The sequence below is a fragment of the Sinobaca qinghaiensis genome, assembly GCF_003610495.1.
GTDB lineage: Bacteria > Bacillota > Bacilli > Bacillales > Marinococcaceae > Sinobaca > Sinobaca qinghaiensis.
The window spans coordinates 582,253-601,020 of sequence record NZ_RAPK01000006.1 but is presented as its reverse complement, the minus strand read 5'-3'; the positions used below and the strand labels follow the sequence as shown (position 1 = coordinate 601,020).

20 protein-coding genes and 1 pseudogene are annotated in these 18,768 nt (G+C 46.4%); 12 read left to right on the top strand and 9 right to left on the bottom strand.

What is annotated here, in order from left to right; genetic code table 11:
- Nucleotides 1-26: 26 nt before the first annotated feature.
- Together ATL39_RS03260 and ATL39_RS03255 are read right to left on the bottom strand one after the other, a co-directional pair.
- A complete protein-coding gene (locus ATL39_RS03260) occupies nt 27-1,010 on the bottom strand; it encodes an aldo/keto reductase (protein ID WP_120191849.1) in 984 nt (327 codons plus the stop codon).
- A gap of 253 nt (nt 1,011-1,263) precedes the next feature.
- Nucleotides 1,264-2,592, bottom strand: a complete 1,329-nt coding sequence (locus ATL39_RS03255; protein WP_120191848.1) for a 6-phospho-beta-glucosidase — start codon at nt 2,590-2,592, stop codon at nt 1,264-1,266.
- Between the two features lie 275 nt (nt 2,593-2,867).
- Here ATL39_RS03255 and ATL39_RS03250 point away from each other — a divergent pair, with 275 nt between their 5' ends.
- The 4 genes from ATL39_RS03250 (at nt 2,868) to ATL39_RS03235 (ending at nt 7,097) form a co-directional block, all read left to right on the top strand.
- Entirely contained in the window at nt 2,868-3,821 is a 954-nt protein-coding gene (locus ATL39_RS03250; RefSeq protein WP_120191847.1) for an LCP family glycopolymer transferase, read from the top strand.
- Nucleotides 3,822-3,915: 94 nt separating this feature from the next.
- Nucleotides 3,916-4,815, top strand: a complete 900-nt coding sequence (locus tag ATL39_RS03245) for an LCP family glycopolymer transferase (protein WP_120191846.1) — start codon at nt 3,916-3,918, stop codon at nt 4,813-4,815.
- A gap of 103 nt (nt 4,816-4,918) precedes the next feature.
- Complete coding sequence (kynU, locus tag ATL39_RS03240; RefSeq protein ID WP_120191845.1) at nt 4,919-6,190, top strand: kynureninase; 1,272 nt, start codon at nt 4,919-4,921, stop codon at nt 6,188-6,190.
- Between the two features lie 109 nt (nt 6,191-6,299).
- Nucleotides 6,300-7,097 (top strand): sugar phosphate isomerase/epimerase family protein, encoded by a 798-nt coding sequence (locus ATL39_RS03235; RefSeq protein WP_120191844.1) that lies wholly within the window; start codon nt 6,300-6,302, stop codon nt 7,095-7,097.
- 117 nt (nt 7,098-7,214) lie between these two features.
- Here ATL39_RS03235 and ATL39_RS17535 read toward each other — a convergent pair.
- A pseudogene (locus ATL39_RS17535) lies at nt 7,215-7,322 on the bottom strand (YkvA family protein); the annotation flags it as partial.
- A 384-nt stretch (nt 7,323-7,706) separates the two neighbouring features.
- On the opposite strand from ATL39_RS17535, the gene ATL39_RS03225 reads away from it, so the two are divergent.
- From ATL39_RS03225 to ATL39_RS03190, 8 genes are all read left to right on the top strand, one after another.
- Nucleotides 7,707-8,732 (top strand): ABC transporter substrate-binding protein, encoded by a 1,026-nt coding sequence (locus tag ATL39_RS03225; protein WP_120191842.1) that lies wholly within the window; start codon nt 7,707-7,709, stop codon nt 8,730-8,732.
- A 54-nt stretch (nt 8,733-8,786) separates the two neighbouring features.
- On the top strand, nt 8,787-10,526 hold the full coding sequence (locus tag ATL39_RS03220) for an ABC transporter permease (RefSeq protein WP_120191841.1): 1,740 nt from the start codon (nt 8,787-8,789) through the stop codon (nt 10,524-10,526).
- The gene (locus ATL39_RS03215; RefSeq protein ID WP_120191840.1) at nt 10,523-11,593 is read left to right on the top strand and encodes an ABC transporter ATP-binding protein; all 1,071 of its coding nucleotides are present in this window, start codon (nt 10,523-10,525) and stop codon (nt 11,591-11,593) included. The genes ATL39_RS03220 and ATL39_RS03215 overlap by 4 nt, the downstream gene beginning before the upstream one ends.
- Before the next feature lie 211 nt (nt 11,594-11,804).
- A complete protein-coding gene (locus ATL39_RS03210) occupies nt 11,805-12,341 on the top strand; it encodes a sigma-70 family RNA polymerase sigma factor (protein ID WP_170146822.1) in 537 nt (178 codons plus the stop codon).
- A gap of 6 nt (nt 12,342-12,347) precedes the next feature.
- Nucleotides 12,348-12,566: a DUF1659 domain-containing protein gene (locus tag ATL39_RS03205; protein WP_120191838.1), complete on the top strand. Its 219-nt coding sequence runs from the start codon at nt 12,348-12,350 to the stop codon at nt 12,564-12,566.
- 39 nt (nt 12,567-12,605) lie between these two features.
- Nucleotides 12,606-12,824, top strand: coding sequence for a DUF2922 domain-containing protein (locus ATL39_RS03200; protein ID WP_120191837.1), 219 nt, complete (start codon nt 12,606-12,608; stop codon nt 12,822-12,824).
- Between the two features lie 68 nt (nt 12,825-12,892).
- A complete protein-coding gene (locus ATL39_RS03195; protein ID WP_245960901.1) occupies nt 12,893-13,096 on the top strand; it encodes a YvrJ family protein in 204 nt (67 codons plus the stop codon).
- Nucleotides 13,089-13,310: a DUF1659 domain-containing protein gene (locus ATL39_RS03190; RefSeq protein WP_120191836.1), complete on the top strand. Its 222-nt coding sequence runs from the start codon at nt 13,089-13,091 to the stop codon at nt 13,308-13,310. The genes ATL39_RS03195 and ATL39_RS03190 overlap by 8 nt, the downstream gene beginning before the upstream one ends.
- An 80-nt stretch (nt 13,311-13,390) precedes the next feature.
- Here the strand turns inward: ATL39_RS03190 and ATL39_RS03185 are convergent, their stop codons facing one another.
- The 6 genes from ATL39_RS03185 to ATL39_RS03160 form a co-directional block, all read right to left on the bottom strand.
- The gene (locus ATL39_RS03185) at nt 13,391-14,023 is read right to left on the bottom strand and encodes a class F sortase (protein WP_120191835.1); all 633 of its coding nucleotides are present in this window, start codon (nt 14,021-14,023) and stop codon (nt 13,391-13,393) included.
- Nucleotides 13,992-14,828, bottom strand: a complete 837-nt coding sequence (locus ATL39_RS03180; protein ID WP_120191834.1) for a DUF4397 domain-containing protein — start codon at nt 14,826-14,828, stop codon at nt 13,992-13,994. The genes ATL39_RS03185 and ATL39_RS03180 overlap by 32 nt, the downstream gene beginning before the upstream one ends.
- Before the next feature lie 192 nt (nt 14,829-15,020).
- Nucleotides 15,021-15,827 carry a peptidoglycan DD-metalloendopeptidase family protein gene (locus ATL39_RS03175; RefSeq protein WP_120191833.1) on the bottom strand — a complete coding sequence of 269 codons (807 nt, stop codon included), beginning with the start codon at nt 15,825-15,827 and terminating at the stop codon, nt 15,021-15,023.
- Between the two features lie 464 nt (nt 15,828-16,291).
- On the bottom strand, nt 16,292-16,567 hold the full coding sequence (locus tag ATL39_RS03170) for a hypothetical protein (protein WP_245960900.1): 276 nt from the start codon (nt 16,565-16,567) through the stop codon (nt 16,292-16,294).
- Between the two features lie 51 nt (nt 16,568-16,618).
- Entirely contained in the window at nt 16,619-17,641 is a 1,023-nt protein-coding gene (locus tag ATL39_RS03165) for a FecCD family ABC transporter permease (protein ID WP_120191832.1), read from the bottom strand.
- Entirely contained in the window at nt 17,638-18,666 is a 1,029-nt protein-coding gene (locus tag ATL39_RS03160) for a FecCD family ABC transporter permease (RefSeq protein WP_120191831.1), read from the bottom strand. Before ATL39_RS03160 ends, ATL39_RS03165 begins: the two co-directional genes overlap by 4 nt.
- Nucleotides 18,667-18,768: the final 102 nt, after the last annotated feature.

Here is an 18,768-nt window from a genome sequence, read left to right as displayed (position 1 = left end):
TTTTGTTACATGTTATACGGTGCTTTTTATTTACCAACTGGAAGTGGTGCTTTATCTGAAATGAGCCCGCGGTCTTTTAAGTCGGACCAGAAAGAAGCCGGAATCTCCTCTTTTGTCGCTTTAATATCTTCCGCCATACGATCCGGACGGCTTGAACCAGGGATAACCGCTTTGGTTACCGGGTGTGCTAAAGAGAACTGCAGCGCAGCGGACTTCAGCTCTATTTTATGATGGTCTGCTATTTCCTGCATCTGTTCGACTTTCTTTTTAATGTCAGGAGTGATCTGCTGATAATTGTAATGGGATCCGCCTACAAGCGCACCTGAATTATAAGGCGCCCCAACTACAATACCCACATCTTTTTCTTCAGCAGAAGGCATCAGGCGTTCCAGTGCATCATGATGATTGAGCAGCGTATACTGCGTAGCCTGCAGACATAAATCAGGCAGCGTATCTTCAAGCTCTAAAGCCATTTCAATAGGTTCTGTTGTATTTACGCCCAGTCCCCATGAAGAAATTACGCCTTCTTTGCGAAGCTGGGTCAACACTTTAAAAGCACCTGTTTTAGCTGTTTCAAAGTGTTCCTTCCAACCCTCACCAAGAAAATCCGGAGAGAGGTCATGTACATAAACGAAGTCCAGCCTATCGGTCTTCAAGCGTTCCAGGCTTTGTTCAATAGAACGTAACGTTGCATCTTCACTAAAATCCGTAATGATTTTATTTGGATTGCCAAGCTCGAACAGTCCGCTTTTCTCTTCTGTCTCATCAGAGATAACACGTCCTACTTTCGTGCTTAATGCATACTCATCGCGCTTATGCGCAGTTAATGCGTCACCTAAACGGCTCTCGGAGAGCCCAGCACCATAAAAGGGCGCTGTATCATAATAGCGGATGCCCTGGCTCCAGGCAGATTCTATCGTGGAAGTTGCTTCTTCCTCCGAAATTTTGCGGTACATGTTTCCTAATGGAGCCGTACCAAGACCGATTTTTCCTTTTATATCGTGTTTCATTTTTTGTTTCCTCCTTCATTTTGTAAATCAATCTTTGATACTTATTACCTTTACTTATTAAAAATAAACATCAGGCTCCACACGCCCCGGGCGGCCGCCTTTTATATTTCAAGTACTCCGGTAAATGATTCAGCACAGATCAATCGAAAAACTGGAAAAGAATCTTTACAGACAAACCCCCCTCATTATGTTTGAGGGGGGGGGTTACAGGCTGTTGAAAAAGAAACAGTGCCTTGTATTCTATTTACTTTTTTTACGCTTTTTCCGAATGAAAAAAAGCGGGGAGATAGTCTTTGTGGGCTTCGAGCATATCATCCAGAAGATATTTGGCGATTGTGTCGGATGGAACGAGCGGATTAATTGCCATAGCGGTCAAAGCGTTGTAGTAATCCCCTGAGACAGCAGCCTCCACTGCTGTTCTCTCAAATGATTTAATCTGCTGGACCAGTCCCCTCACTGCAACAGGAAGCTCTCCTACCGTTATTGGCTTTGGACCTTCTTTTGTAATGATGCAGTTTACTTCTACGGCAGAATCATATGGAATACCGGCTATCGCTCCGCAGTTTTTTGTGTTGACCGGCTGCACGTCCTGTTTGTTATTGTAAATCGAGTTAATCAAGCTGCAGGCAGCCTCGCTGTAGTAAGCCCCGCCCCGCTTTTCGAGCTGTTCCGGCTTTGTCTGCAGCTCCACGTTTTTATAAAGATCAAACAGCTCCGTTTCCACTCCTTTTACTACATCTGCCCGGGTCCCCGTCGTTTCGAAAGCTTCCAGCTCTTCTGCAAGCATTTCATCGGTTTTATAGTAATAACGATGATACGGACAGGGCAGCACGCCGATGCCTTTAATAAAATCCGGCTCCCAGCCCAGCGCTGCAATATTTTTCATCGACATTTGTTTCCCGGGATCAGACGCTGCCGCGAGGGCTTTTTCTTTAATGCTGATGCCGTCCAGAAATACATCGAGCCCGTAGACCATATGATTTAAACCGGCAAATTGTATTTCCAGCCGGTCCGCTTCCACTCCGAGCACTTCTGCCAGATCCATTTTCATTCCGATAGGCACATTACATAAACCAACCACTTTTTTAATGTTGGAATGACGGAGAACAGCTTCTGTAATCATTCCGGCAGGATTAGTAAAATTAACGAGCCATGCTTCCGGACAAAGCTCTTCTATGTCTTTTGTAATCTCCAATATCACCGGAATGGTACGCAGTGCTTTAAAAAGACCCCCGGGTCCGTTTGTTTCCTGGCCGATCACCCCATATTTTAATGGAATTGCTTCATCTTTCTGCCTGGCAGCAAGCAGGCCGACCCTGAACTGGGTCGTCACAAAGTCAGCTCCAGCAAGGGCCTGCCTGCGGTCTAACGTTAAATAAATAGTCATATCGATTCCTGCTTTTATGACCATCCGCCGGGCCAGCTCCCCGACAATATTTAATTTTTCTTCTCCTTCCGGAATGTCCACAAGCCACAATTCCCGGACCGGCAGTTCATGATGCCGATTGATAAATCCTTCCACTAATTCGGGGGTATAGCTTGATCCTCCGCCTATCACAGCTATTTTCAATCCTTTTTCCATCTGATTCGCCCTCCCGCTTTTCTCTTATTATAGAGCTGTTTTTCTACTTCCAGTGTATAAAGAAAACATTCTGATCTATATACATTCTTTTTCCACTTTTCACAGGAAATCATTGAATCAGGACGGCTGTATAGGTCCAGATTACTGTTCCTTCCATATATTGAAACTTTTATTTTGATATGCCGTATCTTTTCATTAAGAACGAAGTAGCTTATACTTGCATTTATTGTATATTTTCATATTTTATGTGAAAGATTGGAGAGTACCTACTACATATGAGCAGACCTATGATTATTTTTGGAAGCATCTTCATCGCTCTGCTGCTTGCCGGCGGTGGATATGCTCTTTATTTGTACGATCAGCTGAGTCAGACAGCTGATGATATTCACGAACCAATAGCACGGGAAAGCGAACTAAGAGAGCCATCTAATACGGAAGAAAACAGCAGCTCCGGGGATAATGCTGAAAGCACCTCTACAGAGGAGGATGAAGAGAATCCACAGCCATTGTCCTTTCTTATTATGGGCGTGGACGATGAAGAATCCACCAGCGGACGTTCCGATACGATGATACTTTTAACCGTAAATCCGGGAAAGGAATCCATTAAAATGGTGAGCATTCCAAGAGATACATTAACGGAAATATCCGGCCGGGGCACAGAAGACAAGATCAACCATGCCTACGCGTTCGGCGGGGCAGAGATGGCAATGGACAGCGTGGAAGGTCTCCTTGATGTACCGGTTGATCATTTTGCCACGGTCAATATGCAGAGTTTTGAAGACATTGTAGATACATTAGGAGGCGTGACCGTTCAAAACAATCTTTCCTTTGAAGACAACGGTCATTCCTATCCGGAAGGCGAAATTTCGCTTGATGGAGAAGAAGCTCTCTCTTTTGTACGTATGCGCTATGAAGACCCGCAGGGAGACCTGGGAAGAACCGAGCGGCAGCGGCAGGTGCTTGATGCTGTTATTCAGGAAGGTGCAAGTATTTCATCCATCACCCGTATTCAGGACTACTTAACTATCGTAGAGGACAATGTCCGGACCAGCCTGACATTTGCCGACATGCGCGAGCTTCAATCGGACTACCGGTCGGCCCGCCACAACATTGACACCCTTCAGCTGGAAGGCGAAGGCATTATGCAGGACGATATTTATTATTTGGAACTCAACGAGCAGAGAAAAAACGAAGTATCCGATCAATTGAAAGAGCATTTGGAAATCTAGCACTCTATCCCCCTGCCGACAGAACATTAAAAAATGGCTCTGAAAATTATTTATAGAAACCCGTCAGGGAAAAATCAGCGAATAGGAGAAGCGTATGAAAAAATTCTTAATTATTACTGCTGTCATATTTGGTGTTGTCATTATCGGCATCGCAGCCTACCTCTTTTACTTATTCCAATCCACGGCCAGCACAGCCGAAGAAATGCACGATCCTATTGGAAGAACCAGCGAGCTGCGGGAAGGCGAACCCGACCTGAGTAACGGTGATCCCTTCTCTATGCTGCTTCTCGGTATTGATTCAGAAGAAAGCACGAGCGGTCGTTCCGACACGATGATCGTCATGACCGTTAATCCAGAACTCGAATCTATAAAAATGGTCAGTATCCCCCGTGACAGTCTCGTTAACATTGAAGGCCGCGGCCAGGATAAAATTAATCACGCCTATGCGTTCGGCGGAGCAGAACTTGCTATGGATACTGTAGAAAATTTTATTGATGTTCCAATTGATTACTACGCAACGGTAAATATGGAAAGCTTTATTGATACAGTGGATATGGTAAACGGTGTAACTGTCAATAATGGACTTTCCTTTGAGTACGGCGGCTATACGTTTCCGGAAGGCGAAATTGAACTAAGCGGGGAAGAAGCGCTTGCTTTTGTAAGAATGCGTAAAGAAGATCCACAGGGCGATGCCGGACGTAACGAACGCCAGCGCCAGGTTATTGATGCTGTTATTAATGAAGGAGCCCAGATTTCCAACATTACAAAAATCGATGACTTTCTCGAGATTCTTGGAGACAATGCCAAGACAAGCTTCACGTTTGAAGAGATGAGACAGGTGCAGTCCAACTACAGAGCCGCACGCCATAATCTGGAAGAAACGCAGATGCGCGGAGAAGATGCAACCATTGATGGCATTTATTACATGGAAATTCCAGACCAGACCATTCAGGGAATCTCTACTGAATTAAATGAACATCTTCAGGTACAATAAGCTTTTACCGCCCTCTTTTCTCATTGGAAAAGAGGGCTTTTTTGTATGCCCCTGCTGGTTTCCTGCTATACTAAAACCAACCTGCACCTGAAAGGAAGATTCGATGGACCTAAGTCTCGACTACGCAAAGAAAATGGACGAAAATGACTCTCTTTATTCATTTCGAGAAGAGTTCCACCTTCAATCCGGTGTGTTATATATGGATGGAAATTCGCTTGGGCTGATGTCCAGACGCGCAGAAGCAAAAACGCTCGAGCTGATGGAAAGCTGGAAAACGCTCGGGATTAATGGATGGACTTCCGGCACGCATGCCTGGTATTACCTATCCGAACATATAGGACAGCAGATGGCCGGGATCACCGGAGCGCTGCCCCATGAAGTTATTGCAACAGGATCAACAACGGTTAATCTTCATCAGCTGCTGGCTTCTTTTTACAAGCCGGAGGGACGGAAAACAAAAATAATAGCAGACGCGCTTACGTTTCCCTCTGATATCTACGCCATTCAAAGCCAGATCGAACAGAAAGGGCTTACGGCTGCCGATCAGCTTCTTCAAATAGAAAGCCGGGATGGGTTTATGCTGGAGGAAGATGATATTATCGCTGCAATGACTGAGGAGACTGCTGTCGCCATTCTACCCGGCGTGCTCTACCGGAGCGGGCAGGTGCTTGATATGCAGCGCATTACTGAAGCCGCCCGTAAGAACGACATTATCATTGGATGGGATCTCAGCCACTCGGCCGGCGCCGTACCTCATCAGCTCCACGACTGGGGAGCCGATTTTGCCTTTTGGTGTACGTATAAACATTTGAACGGAGGCCCTGGGAGCGTCGGTGCATTGTTTGTGCATGAAAAACACAGCGGCCGGATGCCCGGTCTCGCTGGGTGGTTCGGTTCGGCTAAAGAAAAACAGTTCGACATGGATCACACGATGACGCCGGCTTCCGATGCAGGTGCTTTCCAGATCGGCACTCCGCACGTGCTCAGTCTGGCTCCGCTGCTTGGCTCTCTTGAAATCACTGAAGAAGCAGGGATACAGGCAATCCGGAAGAAGTCTCTTCAGCTGACGGATTATATGACCAGCCTGATAGAAGAAAAGCTGGCAGAACATGGCTTTACTATTGTCAGCCCGGTGGAGCATCATCGGCGCGGCGCCCATCTTTTCATCGAACATCCGGCAGCCGCCGGAATCTGCAAGGCTTTAAAAAATGAAGGAGTCGTACCCGACTTCCGCATGCCCAACGGCATCCGCCTTGCCCCCGTCGCGCTGTATACTTCTTTTGAAGATGTGTGGCACACCATTGTTATCCTGGAAAACATTATGAAAACCGAAGCATATAAACAGTATGACAACACCCGGGATATTGTCAGCTGAGGGTTCTTTACACAATCTTTATATTTCCTTACCTTCTCTTCATACCAGCTTGATTTTTAAGTTGTATGATAGCTTTAGAAAGATAGACTAGAGCTGAAGGAGGAAAAGAATGAAATTATATTTTTCATCTTCGTTAATGTGGGGTAAACCATTTGCCGATATTCTTCAGGAAGCTTCCCGTATCGGTGCAGAGGGTGTAGAAATCTGGGCGGAGCAGTTCTGGCTCCAGCAGGAATCACCCGCTGCTGTCTATTCGCTCAAGCAGGAACTTGGCCTTAAATTCACGCTGCATGCCTGCAGCTGGGATATAAATATACATTCCATCAATGAAGGCATCCGCCGGCAGTCCGTCCAGGAAATTTCTAAATCATTCGCACTCGCCAAACAACTGGGCGCTCACAATGTTACTGTCCACCCCGGCCGCCAGAGTACACCCGGCCTGATGAATCACAGCCTGAGTGTCTATATCGAGCTTGCAATGAAGGCGGCAGACTATGGATGCACGCTTTCGCTTGAACAAATGGAGGAAACGCCAAAAGAGCTGTTCTCCGAACCGGAGCAGATCAACGCATTGAGCCATTTTCTGCCGGAAGAAGTAAAAGTGACCTTTGATACGGCGCACGTTCCTTTGACCATTAATCCATATGATTACCTGAAAAAATTAGAACGGGTCAACAAGATCCACCTAAGTGACACATCGCTTGATAAATATCACGTTGCACTCGGCGAAGGACGTCTCCACCTGCCGGATATGCTCAGCATTCTTTCCAAAACCAGCCTCCCTGTCGTCCTCGAGGGGCTCGATCAGTCCGAGAACAACGACCTGTTGTCGAGACACCTTGACTATCTGCAGAAATCCGGCCTGCATTCCCTTCCCGAGCAGCGTCGTTCCTTTGTTTCCTCTTAATATACAAACAGAGCGCGAAGCCAATGCTCCGCGCCCTTTTTTCGTTTATTTTCCCTGTTTTTGTTTCCACAGGCGGAAATGATCGACTTCATCAGTCAGCCGGTTTACGATAAATCCAATAACCGCTGCATCATCGAAGAACCCAATAACCGGAATAAAGTCCGGGATTAAATCAATCGGGGAAACAAAATACAGTATTCCTGCTATTACCATGATGATGGATTTTTTATCAAGCTCAGTATAATCTCCTTTGATCCAGGAACGGAACATCTGCAGCATCAGCTGAAGATCCTCCCATACGTCGGATAAATTACGCTCTTCTTTTTTATCTTCTGCCTTGCCTTTTGCTTTTTTCAAAAGGCCTTTTGATTTATTTTTATCTTCGTAATATTCTTCGGCCTGTCCTTCAAACTTCTTATATCCTTTTTGATAGTCCTCTTTATTGAGATCTTTTTCCTTTTTGCCTCTGAATCGGTCAAACATGCTATAAGCCCCCTGGTATTTGTTTTATTTTTATATATTTACCTGAACTTTATGAATCCTTACATCAACGTAACCTCTTCTACATATTCCACATTTATGATGAATATAAACGAGGAGGTTATACATATGAAAAAAGTTCTTTTTGCATTTACTGCCGGTGCGTCTCTATTATCACTTGCTGCATGTGGCGGCAGTGCAGAATCCGAAGCTGACAGCGGGGACAATAACAGCTCAGGGGAAGAATTATCTTTTTATACATCCCAGCCCGACGAGGACGCCAATGCACTGATAGAAGCCTTTAATGAGGCTCATCCCGACATTGAGGTGAACTTATACCGCTCCGGAACTGAAGAAGTAGTAAGCAAAGTACAGGCGGAAAATCAGGCCGGATCCGTAGAAGCCGATGTTCTTCTTCTTGCAGACAGCGTCACATTTGAAAGCCTGAAAGAGCAGGATCTCCTTCAATCCTATGATTCGCCGGAAGCAGAAAATATATCTGAAGAGTTTATAGATCCGGATCAAATGTATTACGGAACTAAAGCGATGGCCACTATACTTGCCGTTAATACGAATGAAGTCGAGGAGATGCCTTCTTCCTGGAAGGATCTTACCGCTGAGGAAACAGCGGGTCAGACCGTTATGCCGAGCCCTCTTTATTCCGGAGCTGCCGCCTATAACGCAGGAGTGATAAGCCGGGAAGAAGGTCTTGGATGGGACTTCTTTGAAAACCTTTCCGATAACGATGTAACTATTGTGCAGGGAAATGGCGGTGCTCTCCAATCTGTTGCCTCCGGTGAAAAATCTTATGCAATGGTTGTTGATTTTATTGCTGCCAATGCTAAAGCCGAAGGATCTCCAGTGGAACTTGTTTATCCGGAAGAAGGAGTGCCTGTGATTACAGAACCAGTCGGCATCACAGAAGCATCAGATAATGTAGAAGCTTCTCAGGCATTTGTCGATTTTATTCTCTCCGAAGAAGGACAAACGTTAGCTGCTGATATGGGATATACACCGCTTCGTGATGACGTAGAAGTGCCGGAAGGCCTGAAAACGATGGATGAGCTTCAGATAATGTCTCAAGATGTTAAAACTCTGCTGGATTCACGAGAAGAAGACAAAACAACGTTTAGTGATATAACGGGGGCACAGTAATCAGCATTAATGAGAAAGTAGATTTTTATTTCCAGACAAGAAAGGTGCTGTATTATGTTCCATTCCACCGGCTTAAAAAAAGAGAGGGGAACGCCTCCCCTCTCTTTTCTCCTATCTGCTTTGGCAAAACGTAGAATTTTTGGCGGGATCTCTCTTTTATTACTGTTTATCTTTTTCGTACTGCCGCTCCTGCGATTAGTGGAATTAAGCTTTTCAGGAGAAGAGGGGTTCACTTTTTCTGTTTATCAGGAAGTATGGCGGGAGGCTTCCACCTGGACCACGCTTTGGAACACGGTAATCATTGTCGGGGTTTCTACTTTGTTTTCTGCAGGCGGCGGTCTGCTTGCAGCAATTATCGTTGCGTACAGCGATATCCGCGGCAAGTCAATCATGCATCTTTTCATTCTGCTTCCCTTTGTTATTCCTTCTTATATTGTAACGCTGGCATGGACGCAGCTTTTCAGCAGCAATGGCTGGGTGGCTGCTTTGCTGGAAAAACTCCCCGGTGATATAGCTGTTGTTAATTTATATAGTATGGGGGGCATCATTTTCGTATTAAGTATCTCCCACTTCCCTTTGGTTTATCTGCTCACCGTCAGCGTTTTACGCCGTATTCCCCGGGAACTCGAAGCAGCAGCACGGGTTTCAGGTGCAGGAAAATGGCAGACTTTCCGCACCGTATACTGGCCGCTCGCTCTGCCCGGGCTTGCCGGAGGCGGTCTGCTTGCTTTTCTGGCCAGCCTGGACAATTTTGGTATCCCTGCTTTTCTCGGCATCCCGGCAAATATACCTGTGCTGAGCACAGCTATTTATCAGGAAATAGCAGGATTTGGACCGCAGGCTTTTTCGAGAGCCGCTGTCCTGGCCTCTCTTTTAGGAGCTGCAGCACTGATCGGCACGCTTTTTCAGTGGCTTTTAACCAAGAAGTCACAGAACCATGAAACATCTTACGAAGATACAGCTCCCCGTTTCACTTTTGGGAAATACAGGAAATACGCAGAAATTATCATTTGGTCCTTTCTATTTATAATCAGCATCATTCCATTAACCGCTATGGCAGCTGCTTCCCTGTCGCCGGCTTTTGGCGCTCCCTTCCGTCTGGATACTATCACCTTTGAGCATTATCGTTTTCTGCTTGCAGGAAACAGTCAGGTAAGCGGAGCGATAACGAACAGTCTTACCCTGGCTTTGATCACTACTTTTGCTGCATTAGTTATCGGTACCACCATTGCCTATTTCCGGGTGTACCGCCCTTCCGCTTTCTCCAAGAGTGCTGAGCTTAGTATAGCTCTCCCTTATGCGCTTCCGGGAACGGTACTTGCGCTTGCGCTGATCTTTACCTGGATGCAGCCGGTACCGGGCTGGAATCCCGGCGTGTATGGAAGTATATGGATTTTAATTATTGCCTATATCACCCGCTTTACTATATTGCAGGGACGTGCCAGCACTACAGCTTTTATGCAGATCGGCCAATCTATGCAGGAAGCTGCCAGAAGCAGCGGAGCCGGTTTCTTTTCATTATGGCGAAAAATCATGATTCCGCTTATGCTGTCCGGTCTGGCAGGGGGTGCTTTCCTTGTTTTCCTTTCAGCCCTGGCAGAATTAACTGTTTCAGCACTGCTTTGGTCTTCAGGAAATGAAACGATCGGCGTTATGATTTTTCAATTTGAACAGGCAGGTTATACTACTCATTCCACAGCTTTTTCCTCCCTTATTGTCGGCGGTATGGCTGTTATAGGAATTGGATTGTTACTACTTAAAAAAAGGTTGGAGAAAAGAGGGGTTACAGCATGAGTACACGTCTGCACAGTGTTACCAAATCTTTCGGAGACTTACATGCCTTACAGAATATAAACCTGGAAGTAAAAGAAGGAGAGTTTGTGGCTATTGTAGGGCCATCCGGCTGTGGAAAATCGACTCTTCTTCGACTTTTAGCAGGATTTGACCGGCCTACCCACGGAGAAATCACTATTGGGGAAACAATGGCAGCCAACGCCTCCGAAGCTCTTCCTCCAGAGAAACGTTCCATTGGAATGGTTTTTCAATCCTTTGCCCTGTGGCCTCATATGCGGGTTCAAGAGCAGATTATGTTCCCGCTCCAGCACCGTTCCTCTAAAAAAATGAGCAAAAACGATAAACAAAAACGCGTAGAAGAAGTTCTTTCCTTAACGGGTATGACTGCATTCGCTGACCGAATGCCCCACCAGCTCTCCGGCGGCCAGAAGCAAAGAGTGGCTTTGGCCCGTGCTATTGTAGCTTCTCCTTCCCTGCTTTTGATGGATGAGCCTTTGAGCAGTCTGGACGCAGAGCTGCGCAGTGCCATGCGCCAGGAAATTCAACGCATTCATAAACACTCCGGTGCTACTATCGTTTATGTGACACATGATCAGGAGGAAGCTCTTGCTATGGCAGACCGGATCGTCGTTATGCAGAATGGGCAGATTGAACAGGCCGGCACCCCAAGAGGTATTTATTATTATCCAGCCACTGCTTTTGCTGCCACTTTTGTCAGTAAAGCGAATATCATACCCGGCGTCTGGAACCATTCTACCTTTCACCCTTTTAATCGATCTCATACGTTCTGGGAAAAACCAAAAGTCGCTCCATTTTTTCAAAAAAAATCTATCTTCCCCGCCCGGCCGGATGAACTGATTCTTATAGGAGAAGTTCAAAAAGACGGCCTTCAGGGAGTAATTAAAAATGTACAGTTTCAAGGCACCTATATTCAGTACACTGTTTCCGTTGAAGAAACAGATCTTACCGTACACGCTGACATTCTTCAGAATTTTGCTCCCGGCGATACGGTCACGCTTCAGCTTAAGGAATCCTCTATAAAAGGAATCGGCCTGAAACAGGCATAAATGAATAACCCGAAAGTCTTCCTTCCAAAAGGGAGACTTTTTTATCTTATTTTTCAGTCCCGATCTTCTTCAACTATGGCATACGGTCCCGTGGATAAAAAAAGGAAACACCAGCTTCATAATAAGCGCTTAGCTTCATTCACCCCGGCCGCAGTATGATAAGCCTACCATGGAATATACGGAAGGCGCGCCACTCCAGAGAAGGTTTATCATGCAGAATACTGCTTTTGAACAAGTAATGGAAGACTACATGCCCCTTATCGGGGGAATGATCAACCGGCTTCATATTCATAAAAACAAAGAAGAATTTATTCAAATCGGACAAATTGCCCTGTGGAAAGCCTGGCAGGGATTTAACGAGAGCAAAGGAACCTTTTCTACTTATGCTTTCAGCTATGTGCGCGGGGAGATGCTTACCCACCTGCGCCGGGAAGCCACTTACGACCAGCAGCACACATGGCTGACGGACGAAGCCGCGGAAGGGCTCATTTCCGGCTTTTCGGAAACTCCGGCCGCAGCAGAGGAATCCCTGGAGGACTACCTTCATTCTCTTTCTGCCAGGGAAAAAACGTGGGTCGTTGAAGCGATTATTTACGGCAGAACCATTCAGCAGATATCCGCACTGCATGGCGTTTCTTCTTCTACGGTAAAGTCGTGGAGGAAAATGGCGCTGAAAAAATTAAAAAAAGACTGCCCCGCCTCCCCCTTTTCTCCGCTCCGCTTCTATATAGAGAGTGAAAGGAGGTGACGCACGATGAATCAGGCCATTAAGTCAAAGCTGACCATTGAATTTTACGCAGGTCTTACAGAAGAAGGAAAAGAATCATTTGTATCCAAATCATTTCAACAGATCCGCAACCGCGCAGACAGCGCTCCGCTGTATGAAGCTGCCCAGGCTCTCGCTTCTCTTCAATCGCTTCCCGTTTCCGCTATTGTCCGCACAAATGAATACAGTCTTCACCATCTCGCCTAAAAAAACTATATAATTATACTAAAGGAGCTGTCCCCTATAATGAATAAACGACTTGAACTGCGCTTTGAAAACGAAGAAGGTAAACTAGTAACAATTACGTTGGACCAGCCGATTGAACCAGCTGACCCGATTGCGGTAGAAGCCGCAATGGATGCTGTTATTGCATCTGCTGCTTTCACCTCCTCCGGCGGTCTTTTCGTCGGCAAGCGGGATGCCCGTATTGTGGACCGCAGCGTTGATGTTATTTTTGAAGCATAATTTGAATAGTCAAGCCGGCCCGTAACCGGCTTACAATTTTCTTATTCAAACTCAAAGGAGATACAGTTGTGAATGCAGACCTCTGGATTCAAGTAATGAGCGATCACGGTATTTCAGCCGCCATTGCTTTTTACCTCCTGCACCGGATGGAAAAAAAGCTGGATATGCTGATTTATACTGTTCATCAGGCCCCTCCCCGTCCCGCTTCCTCTTCTGAAATCCATCCTTCCCCCTCATCCCCATTCGTGAAAGGAGATTTTCTTAATGACTGAAATACAGCAATCCCGTTTGGTAATCGAATTTTATACAGGTACGGACAGCACCGGGAAAGATACGTTCAAGAAAAAAACGTTCGCAAACATTTCCAGCCTGTCTGAGGATGAAGCTCTTGCCAAAGCTGCCGCATCCCTTATCACTCTTCAGCAGCACCCTATGCTGACGATGATCCGCTCTAATGAATACGATCTTGATCAAGCTAATATGTAACCAAAAACAGCCGCCGGCTCTAAAACCGGAGGCTGTTTTTTCACGTAAGAAAAACCGGCTTACAGAAAGCCGGCTCTCTTTTAGTTTTCCACAGCTGATGCGGTAACTACCAGTCTTTCGCGATGGGTACCGGCATCATTATCAAACTCTCCCGTGCATGTAATCAGCTGCAGTTTTCTTTCATTCGAGGCACCGAAAATCTGTTGAATCGGCGCATCGTCATACGGATAAGACGCAGCGGATTCCATTTCAAACGTCACCTTTTCTCCATCTTCACCGGTCACTTCTATCAGGTCGCCGGGTTGGAGTTTATCCAGGTGGTAAAATACAGCAGGCCCGGACCGGTCATTTACATGTCCCGCTATTACTGCATTTCCCTGCTGACCCGGTTTAAATCCCGGCGAAAACCAACCGGTATCTTCTCCGTTATCCGGGACTTCCATGCCTCCACTCTCTGTATATCCCATCTCATCCACTTCGGCGTCCAGGCCAATCGCATTTATTCTGATAGCTGCGGGGGAAACGGACTGCTGCGAAGAAACAGAAATCGTCTCTGCCCCACTCGTGGATTCTGCTGCTTCGGCTCCGTCTATTGATGCCTGCGGCGCATACTCTGTTTCCGCTTCCAGAAATTCTTCTGAACTTCCGGTCAAGAAAAGAATCAGGAAAGCGAAGACAATACTATGAAGAAGCGCCCGCGCGGCGGCGTACATAGTATCCAGCTCCAAGACCAGCTGCCATCAGGCCTGCCAGTACATACATCATCGTGTTATCTGTTCCGCCTGAGCCGGTCTGTGGCATTTCAGATGGCATGCTGTCACTAGAAGGAGTTGCCAGTACAATGGCATCAAGGGCAGGATCACCTTCTGCAAAACCAACAGCCAGTACGGAATAGCTCATGCCTTCCTCGAGCTCAGTTCCGGCAAGATCAAGTACTACATCCTCTGTGCCGGCAGGCCGTACTTCCAGGTCATAAGAACCTGCCTCCACTTCAAGATAATCCGTTACGCCGGTAAATGGTGCGTCTTCAAACAAAATATCGCCGTCTGTAACGGCCACGTCAACATTCGGTGCATCAGGGGAGAAGTGGGCCACTCTTACATCCGCCATACCTTCTGCTGTATCCTGCTTATCTTCAAGCACAGTCAGCTCAAGCTCTTCAAGCGTGTTGGTAGCCGCAGCTGTATAAGCTTCACCATCTTCTACATCAAGCGTTCCTGCCAGAACAGGATCTCCTTCACCGTTTTCACCTGCTGCAAAAATCTCTACTTCCCGTTCGCCTTCAGGTACTTCCAAATAATCAGTTGCATCCTTGAATGCCGCCCCTTCAACTACTGCTTCACCATCGACATATACATCGACTTCCGGTGCATCAGGGGATGCGTGAACAATTCTTACCATTCCGGTGTCTTCTGATGAACCATCATCCGTATCATGACTGTCGGCAAGCGCCGTGCCTCCTCCAACCAACCCAAATGCCAGCACACCAGTTAACATCGATCCAGCAAACTTTTTCATACCTTTCCCTTCTTTCTATTGAGATTCGTGTCTCAGGGACGGGGAATGTACAACCAACTATTAAACAATAGTTGTACATACTATATCCATTTATTATACACTTGAAACATATATTTTTCAATTTTCTAATAATTAATTAAATAAAAATATAAAAAGCCTGTTCCGACTAGGAACAGGCTGATTGAATATTATTTAGAAGCTTACATAATTTCTTGGGTCCACGGCATTTGATTTAGCACCGTTCCATGCGCCTTCGTGAATTTCAAAGTGCAGGTGTGTACCCGTTGATTGGCCTGTGTTGCCCATTACGCCGACAGATTCGCCCTGGCCGACACTCTGTCCGGCAGAAACGTTAATTGAAGCGAGGTGGGCATAAAGGGTTTCATACGTCTGACCGTTTACTGTGTGTTCTACAATGACCGTATTACCATAACCGCTCATCGTTGTTGCCTGCTTGACTGTACCAGAAGCAGCTGATTTAACCGCTATATTAGACTGGCCGCCGGACGCAACATCGATACCGTTATGCATGCCGCCGCCGCGTGGGCCGTATTCAGAGCTTACCGGTCCGTTTGCAGGATTAATAAATCCAGCAGACTGGGAAGCTTCTGATGTAGACGCGCCTGCTACTTTTTCTGAAGAAGCACTTGATCCGGTATTTCCGGCTGCTTCCAGATTCATAGCATCAAATGTATTATTGCCGGCAACACCGTCTACGCTTAATCCTTCAGAAGACTGAAGAGATTTTACAGCAGATTCTGTATTAGGACCGAAAATGCCGTCTACGGAACCTGCATCATGTCCTTTTTCATTTAACAATTCCTGAAGCTCGGATACGTCGGAATGATTCATTCCATCACGTAGTGTCTGATCGCCTACTGCAGCATCTGCTCCTGCAACGGGTCCTGCTAAAAGGGCTGTGCCCACGATTGAAGTTAAGATAAATTTTTTCATAAATGTACGAAGCGTTAGAATATCAATTGGCCGTTGGCAAAACATAGTCCCGAATCCCCATAACTCGATAAATCTATGTATTTCATATTGCGGCTTTCTTGAATTAACGCTCGTTCACCTCCTGAGTTTATTTTTTGTTTCTCTGAATGGCAATAGTGTCTGTTTGACTAGTTGAAGTATAGACAGCTGAATCTCTTAATACAATAGATTTTCCACGCTTGTTAGCAGAGTGTAATCGAAATTGAAATCCCGTCATTATCTCGTTAAATATGTAATACTTTGTAATTATAGCTTCCAATTCACTGGAAGAGCATAGCTGAAAGCGCCTGTAGTGAACACTCCGGATTTTATTTTCTTGTAATATATGCTGTTTTTACTGTTTCCTTTATTTACTAAACAGCGCAGGCAGCGGCTTTTTGTGGCCTGCAAATATTACAAACATTTTTTCAAAAAAAAGAAACCAGATGAACTGGTTTCCGGATCATGAAGAACTATTTGGGAAAGTACCTTTATTCGGATTCGGGTTCAGGTTTCGGCAGATACTTCATAAAATAAGCACCGAGCAGAAGAAGAACCGTAAATGCCACCCAGCTTACAATAGACGGCCATTCCAGCCAAAGGACGGCCAGATTCATAATGGGCACAAGCAGAAAGCAGATGGGCGTAAGAGCACTTTTGAAATCGTTAAGGCCCTTTCTTCTGCGCATCATATAAATACTGTAGCCGACAATAATAATAATCACTAAATAAGTAATGGTCATCGCAATAGGAAACAGGTTGATCACTTCCTTTCCTTACTGCCTCCAGTATACATGGAGAGGCCTTCCTTGTTAAACCTAGGCTTTCTGGCGTGCCAGAAGATAGAGAAAGTAAGGGGCGCCAATAACTGCTACTACAACTCCTGCCGGAATTTCCGACGGTTCAATGATAGAGCGGCCGATCGTATCAGCCGTTAAAAGCAGCAGTCCTCCGAGAAGTGCTGATGCCGGAAGCACCATTACATGCTGGCTTCCAACCAGCCTGCGTGCCAGATGCGGCGCGATCAGACCTACAAACCCAATACCACCGCTGACCGAGACGCCTGCCGCGGCAAGCGCCACGGCGGAGCCGGTCAGAATAAGGCGTTCTTTTTCCACCGTAACCCCGAGGCCTGTCGCCATTTTATCTCCAAAAGCAAGCGTATCAAGGTCTCTTGCCCGAAACATAATAATAATAAACAGAATAACGAGCCAGGGCAGCAGCGACAATACTTCATTCCACGTTGAGCCGCTGATGCGCCCGGCGAGCCATATGGCTACAAAGCTGTACTGTTCAGGTGCGAGGCGGAGCATAAGTATGGTCATTAAAGCACTGATGCCCGCAGCGATGGCAATTCCGTTCAGGATCATGCGGTACGGCAGAAGCCCGACATTTTTCTCATAAGATAAAATATAAATCAGAAAAGCGGTTATCGATCCGCCGATGAGAGCGAGAAACGGCAGCGTAAAAGCAGAGGCTGCTTCAAAAGACGAGGCATAGGAAATATACACCACAACAAACAATCCGGCTCCGGTCGTAATTCCTAAAATACCGGGGTCCGCCAGACTGTTCCGTGACACTCCCTGTAAAATACATCCGGAAACTGCGAGACAAGCACCAACCAGCAGAGCCAGCACGATCCGGGGAAGCCGGAATTCAAACAAAATCAAACTGCTTTGAGAATCCCCCAATCCGATAAACGTTTGAATTACTTCTATTGGAGAGAGACTTGTAAAGCCTGTGTTCATACTGTAAAAGAAGACGGCCAATATAAGGAGGATAATAACCGCGAAGAAAAACAGCTGTTTTCTCCGCAGTCGTTCCTGAACAATCGATTTCATAAGCTTTCTCTCCTTTCTTTACGGGCGATATAAAGAAAGAACGGAACGCCGATCAGGGCAAACAAGGCACCGATGGGCGTTTCGTATGGAGGATTTATCATTCGTGCGCCGATGTCCGCCATTGTCATAAATATTCCCCCTACAATAATAGAGCCGGGAATAATCAGCTGGTAGTCCGCCCCTACAAAGTAGCGGACGATATGCGGAATAACGAGACCCACAAAAGCGACCGGACCCACAATCGAAACCGCAAGCCCCCCTAAAATAAGAACAGCAATTACGCAGCCCAGCTTAATCCAGCGGACTCTTGCCCCAAGTCCAGCCGCAATCTCTTCCCCCAGACTTAAAAGCGTAATGGAACGCGACAGCACCATGGCCATACCAAGTCCTGCAGCGAGCCACGGGAGAGCCGGAAGCAGCTGCTCCCACCTCACTCCGGCAACGCCTCCTGCATACCAGAAAGCCAGATCCTGGCTCAAATCATAATAAATCGCGATGCCTTCACTTAAAGCAGTAAACAGAGCACTGATAGCTGCCCCCGCCAGAACGAGCCTGACCGGGGACAGCCCGCCTTTCGTCATGGCGCCAATGCCAAAAATCAGGCCTAGACTCATCGCAGCGCCTGCAAAGGAAAATAGTATAAGATTGCTGTAGGACATTCCCGGAAAAAAAGCAAAGCATACAGCGACCATAAAAATAGACCCTGCATTAATACCAAAGATCCCCGTCTCCGCCAGGGGATTGCGTGTCATACCCTGAAGAACAGCCCCCGCTACAGCAAAGGCCGCACCAACCACGACGTCAGCGGTTGAGCGGGGCAGACGCAGTTCTTGAATAATCACGTGCTGATTATTGGAAGAATCAAAGGAAAACAGCGATGCCCACACCGTCTGCAGGTTAATATCTGCTGCCCCTACAGAAATGGAGAGCATAAACATTAAGCACAAAAGCGGCGTTCCAATAATAAAAAGGAAGGCCGCGGAAAGCGGTTTGCGCTTTACCTTTTCTGTCTGGTTTTCTTTCATATGTAACCCTCATTGTTTTTATTATTTTAAGTGAGAATCATTTTCAATCATAAAAAGCTTAGCAATAACTACAGCAAATGTCTAGTTGTTTACTAATAATAA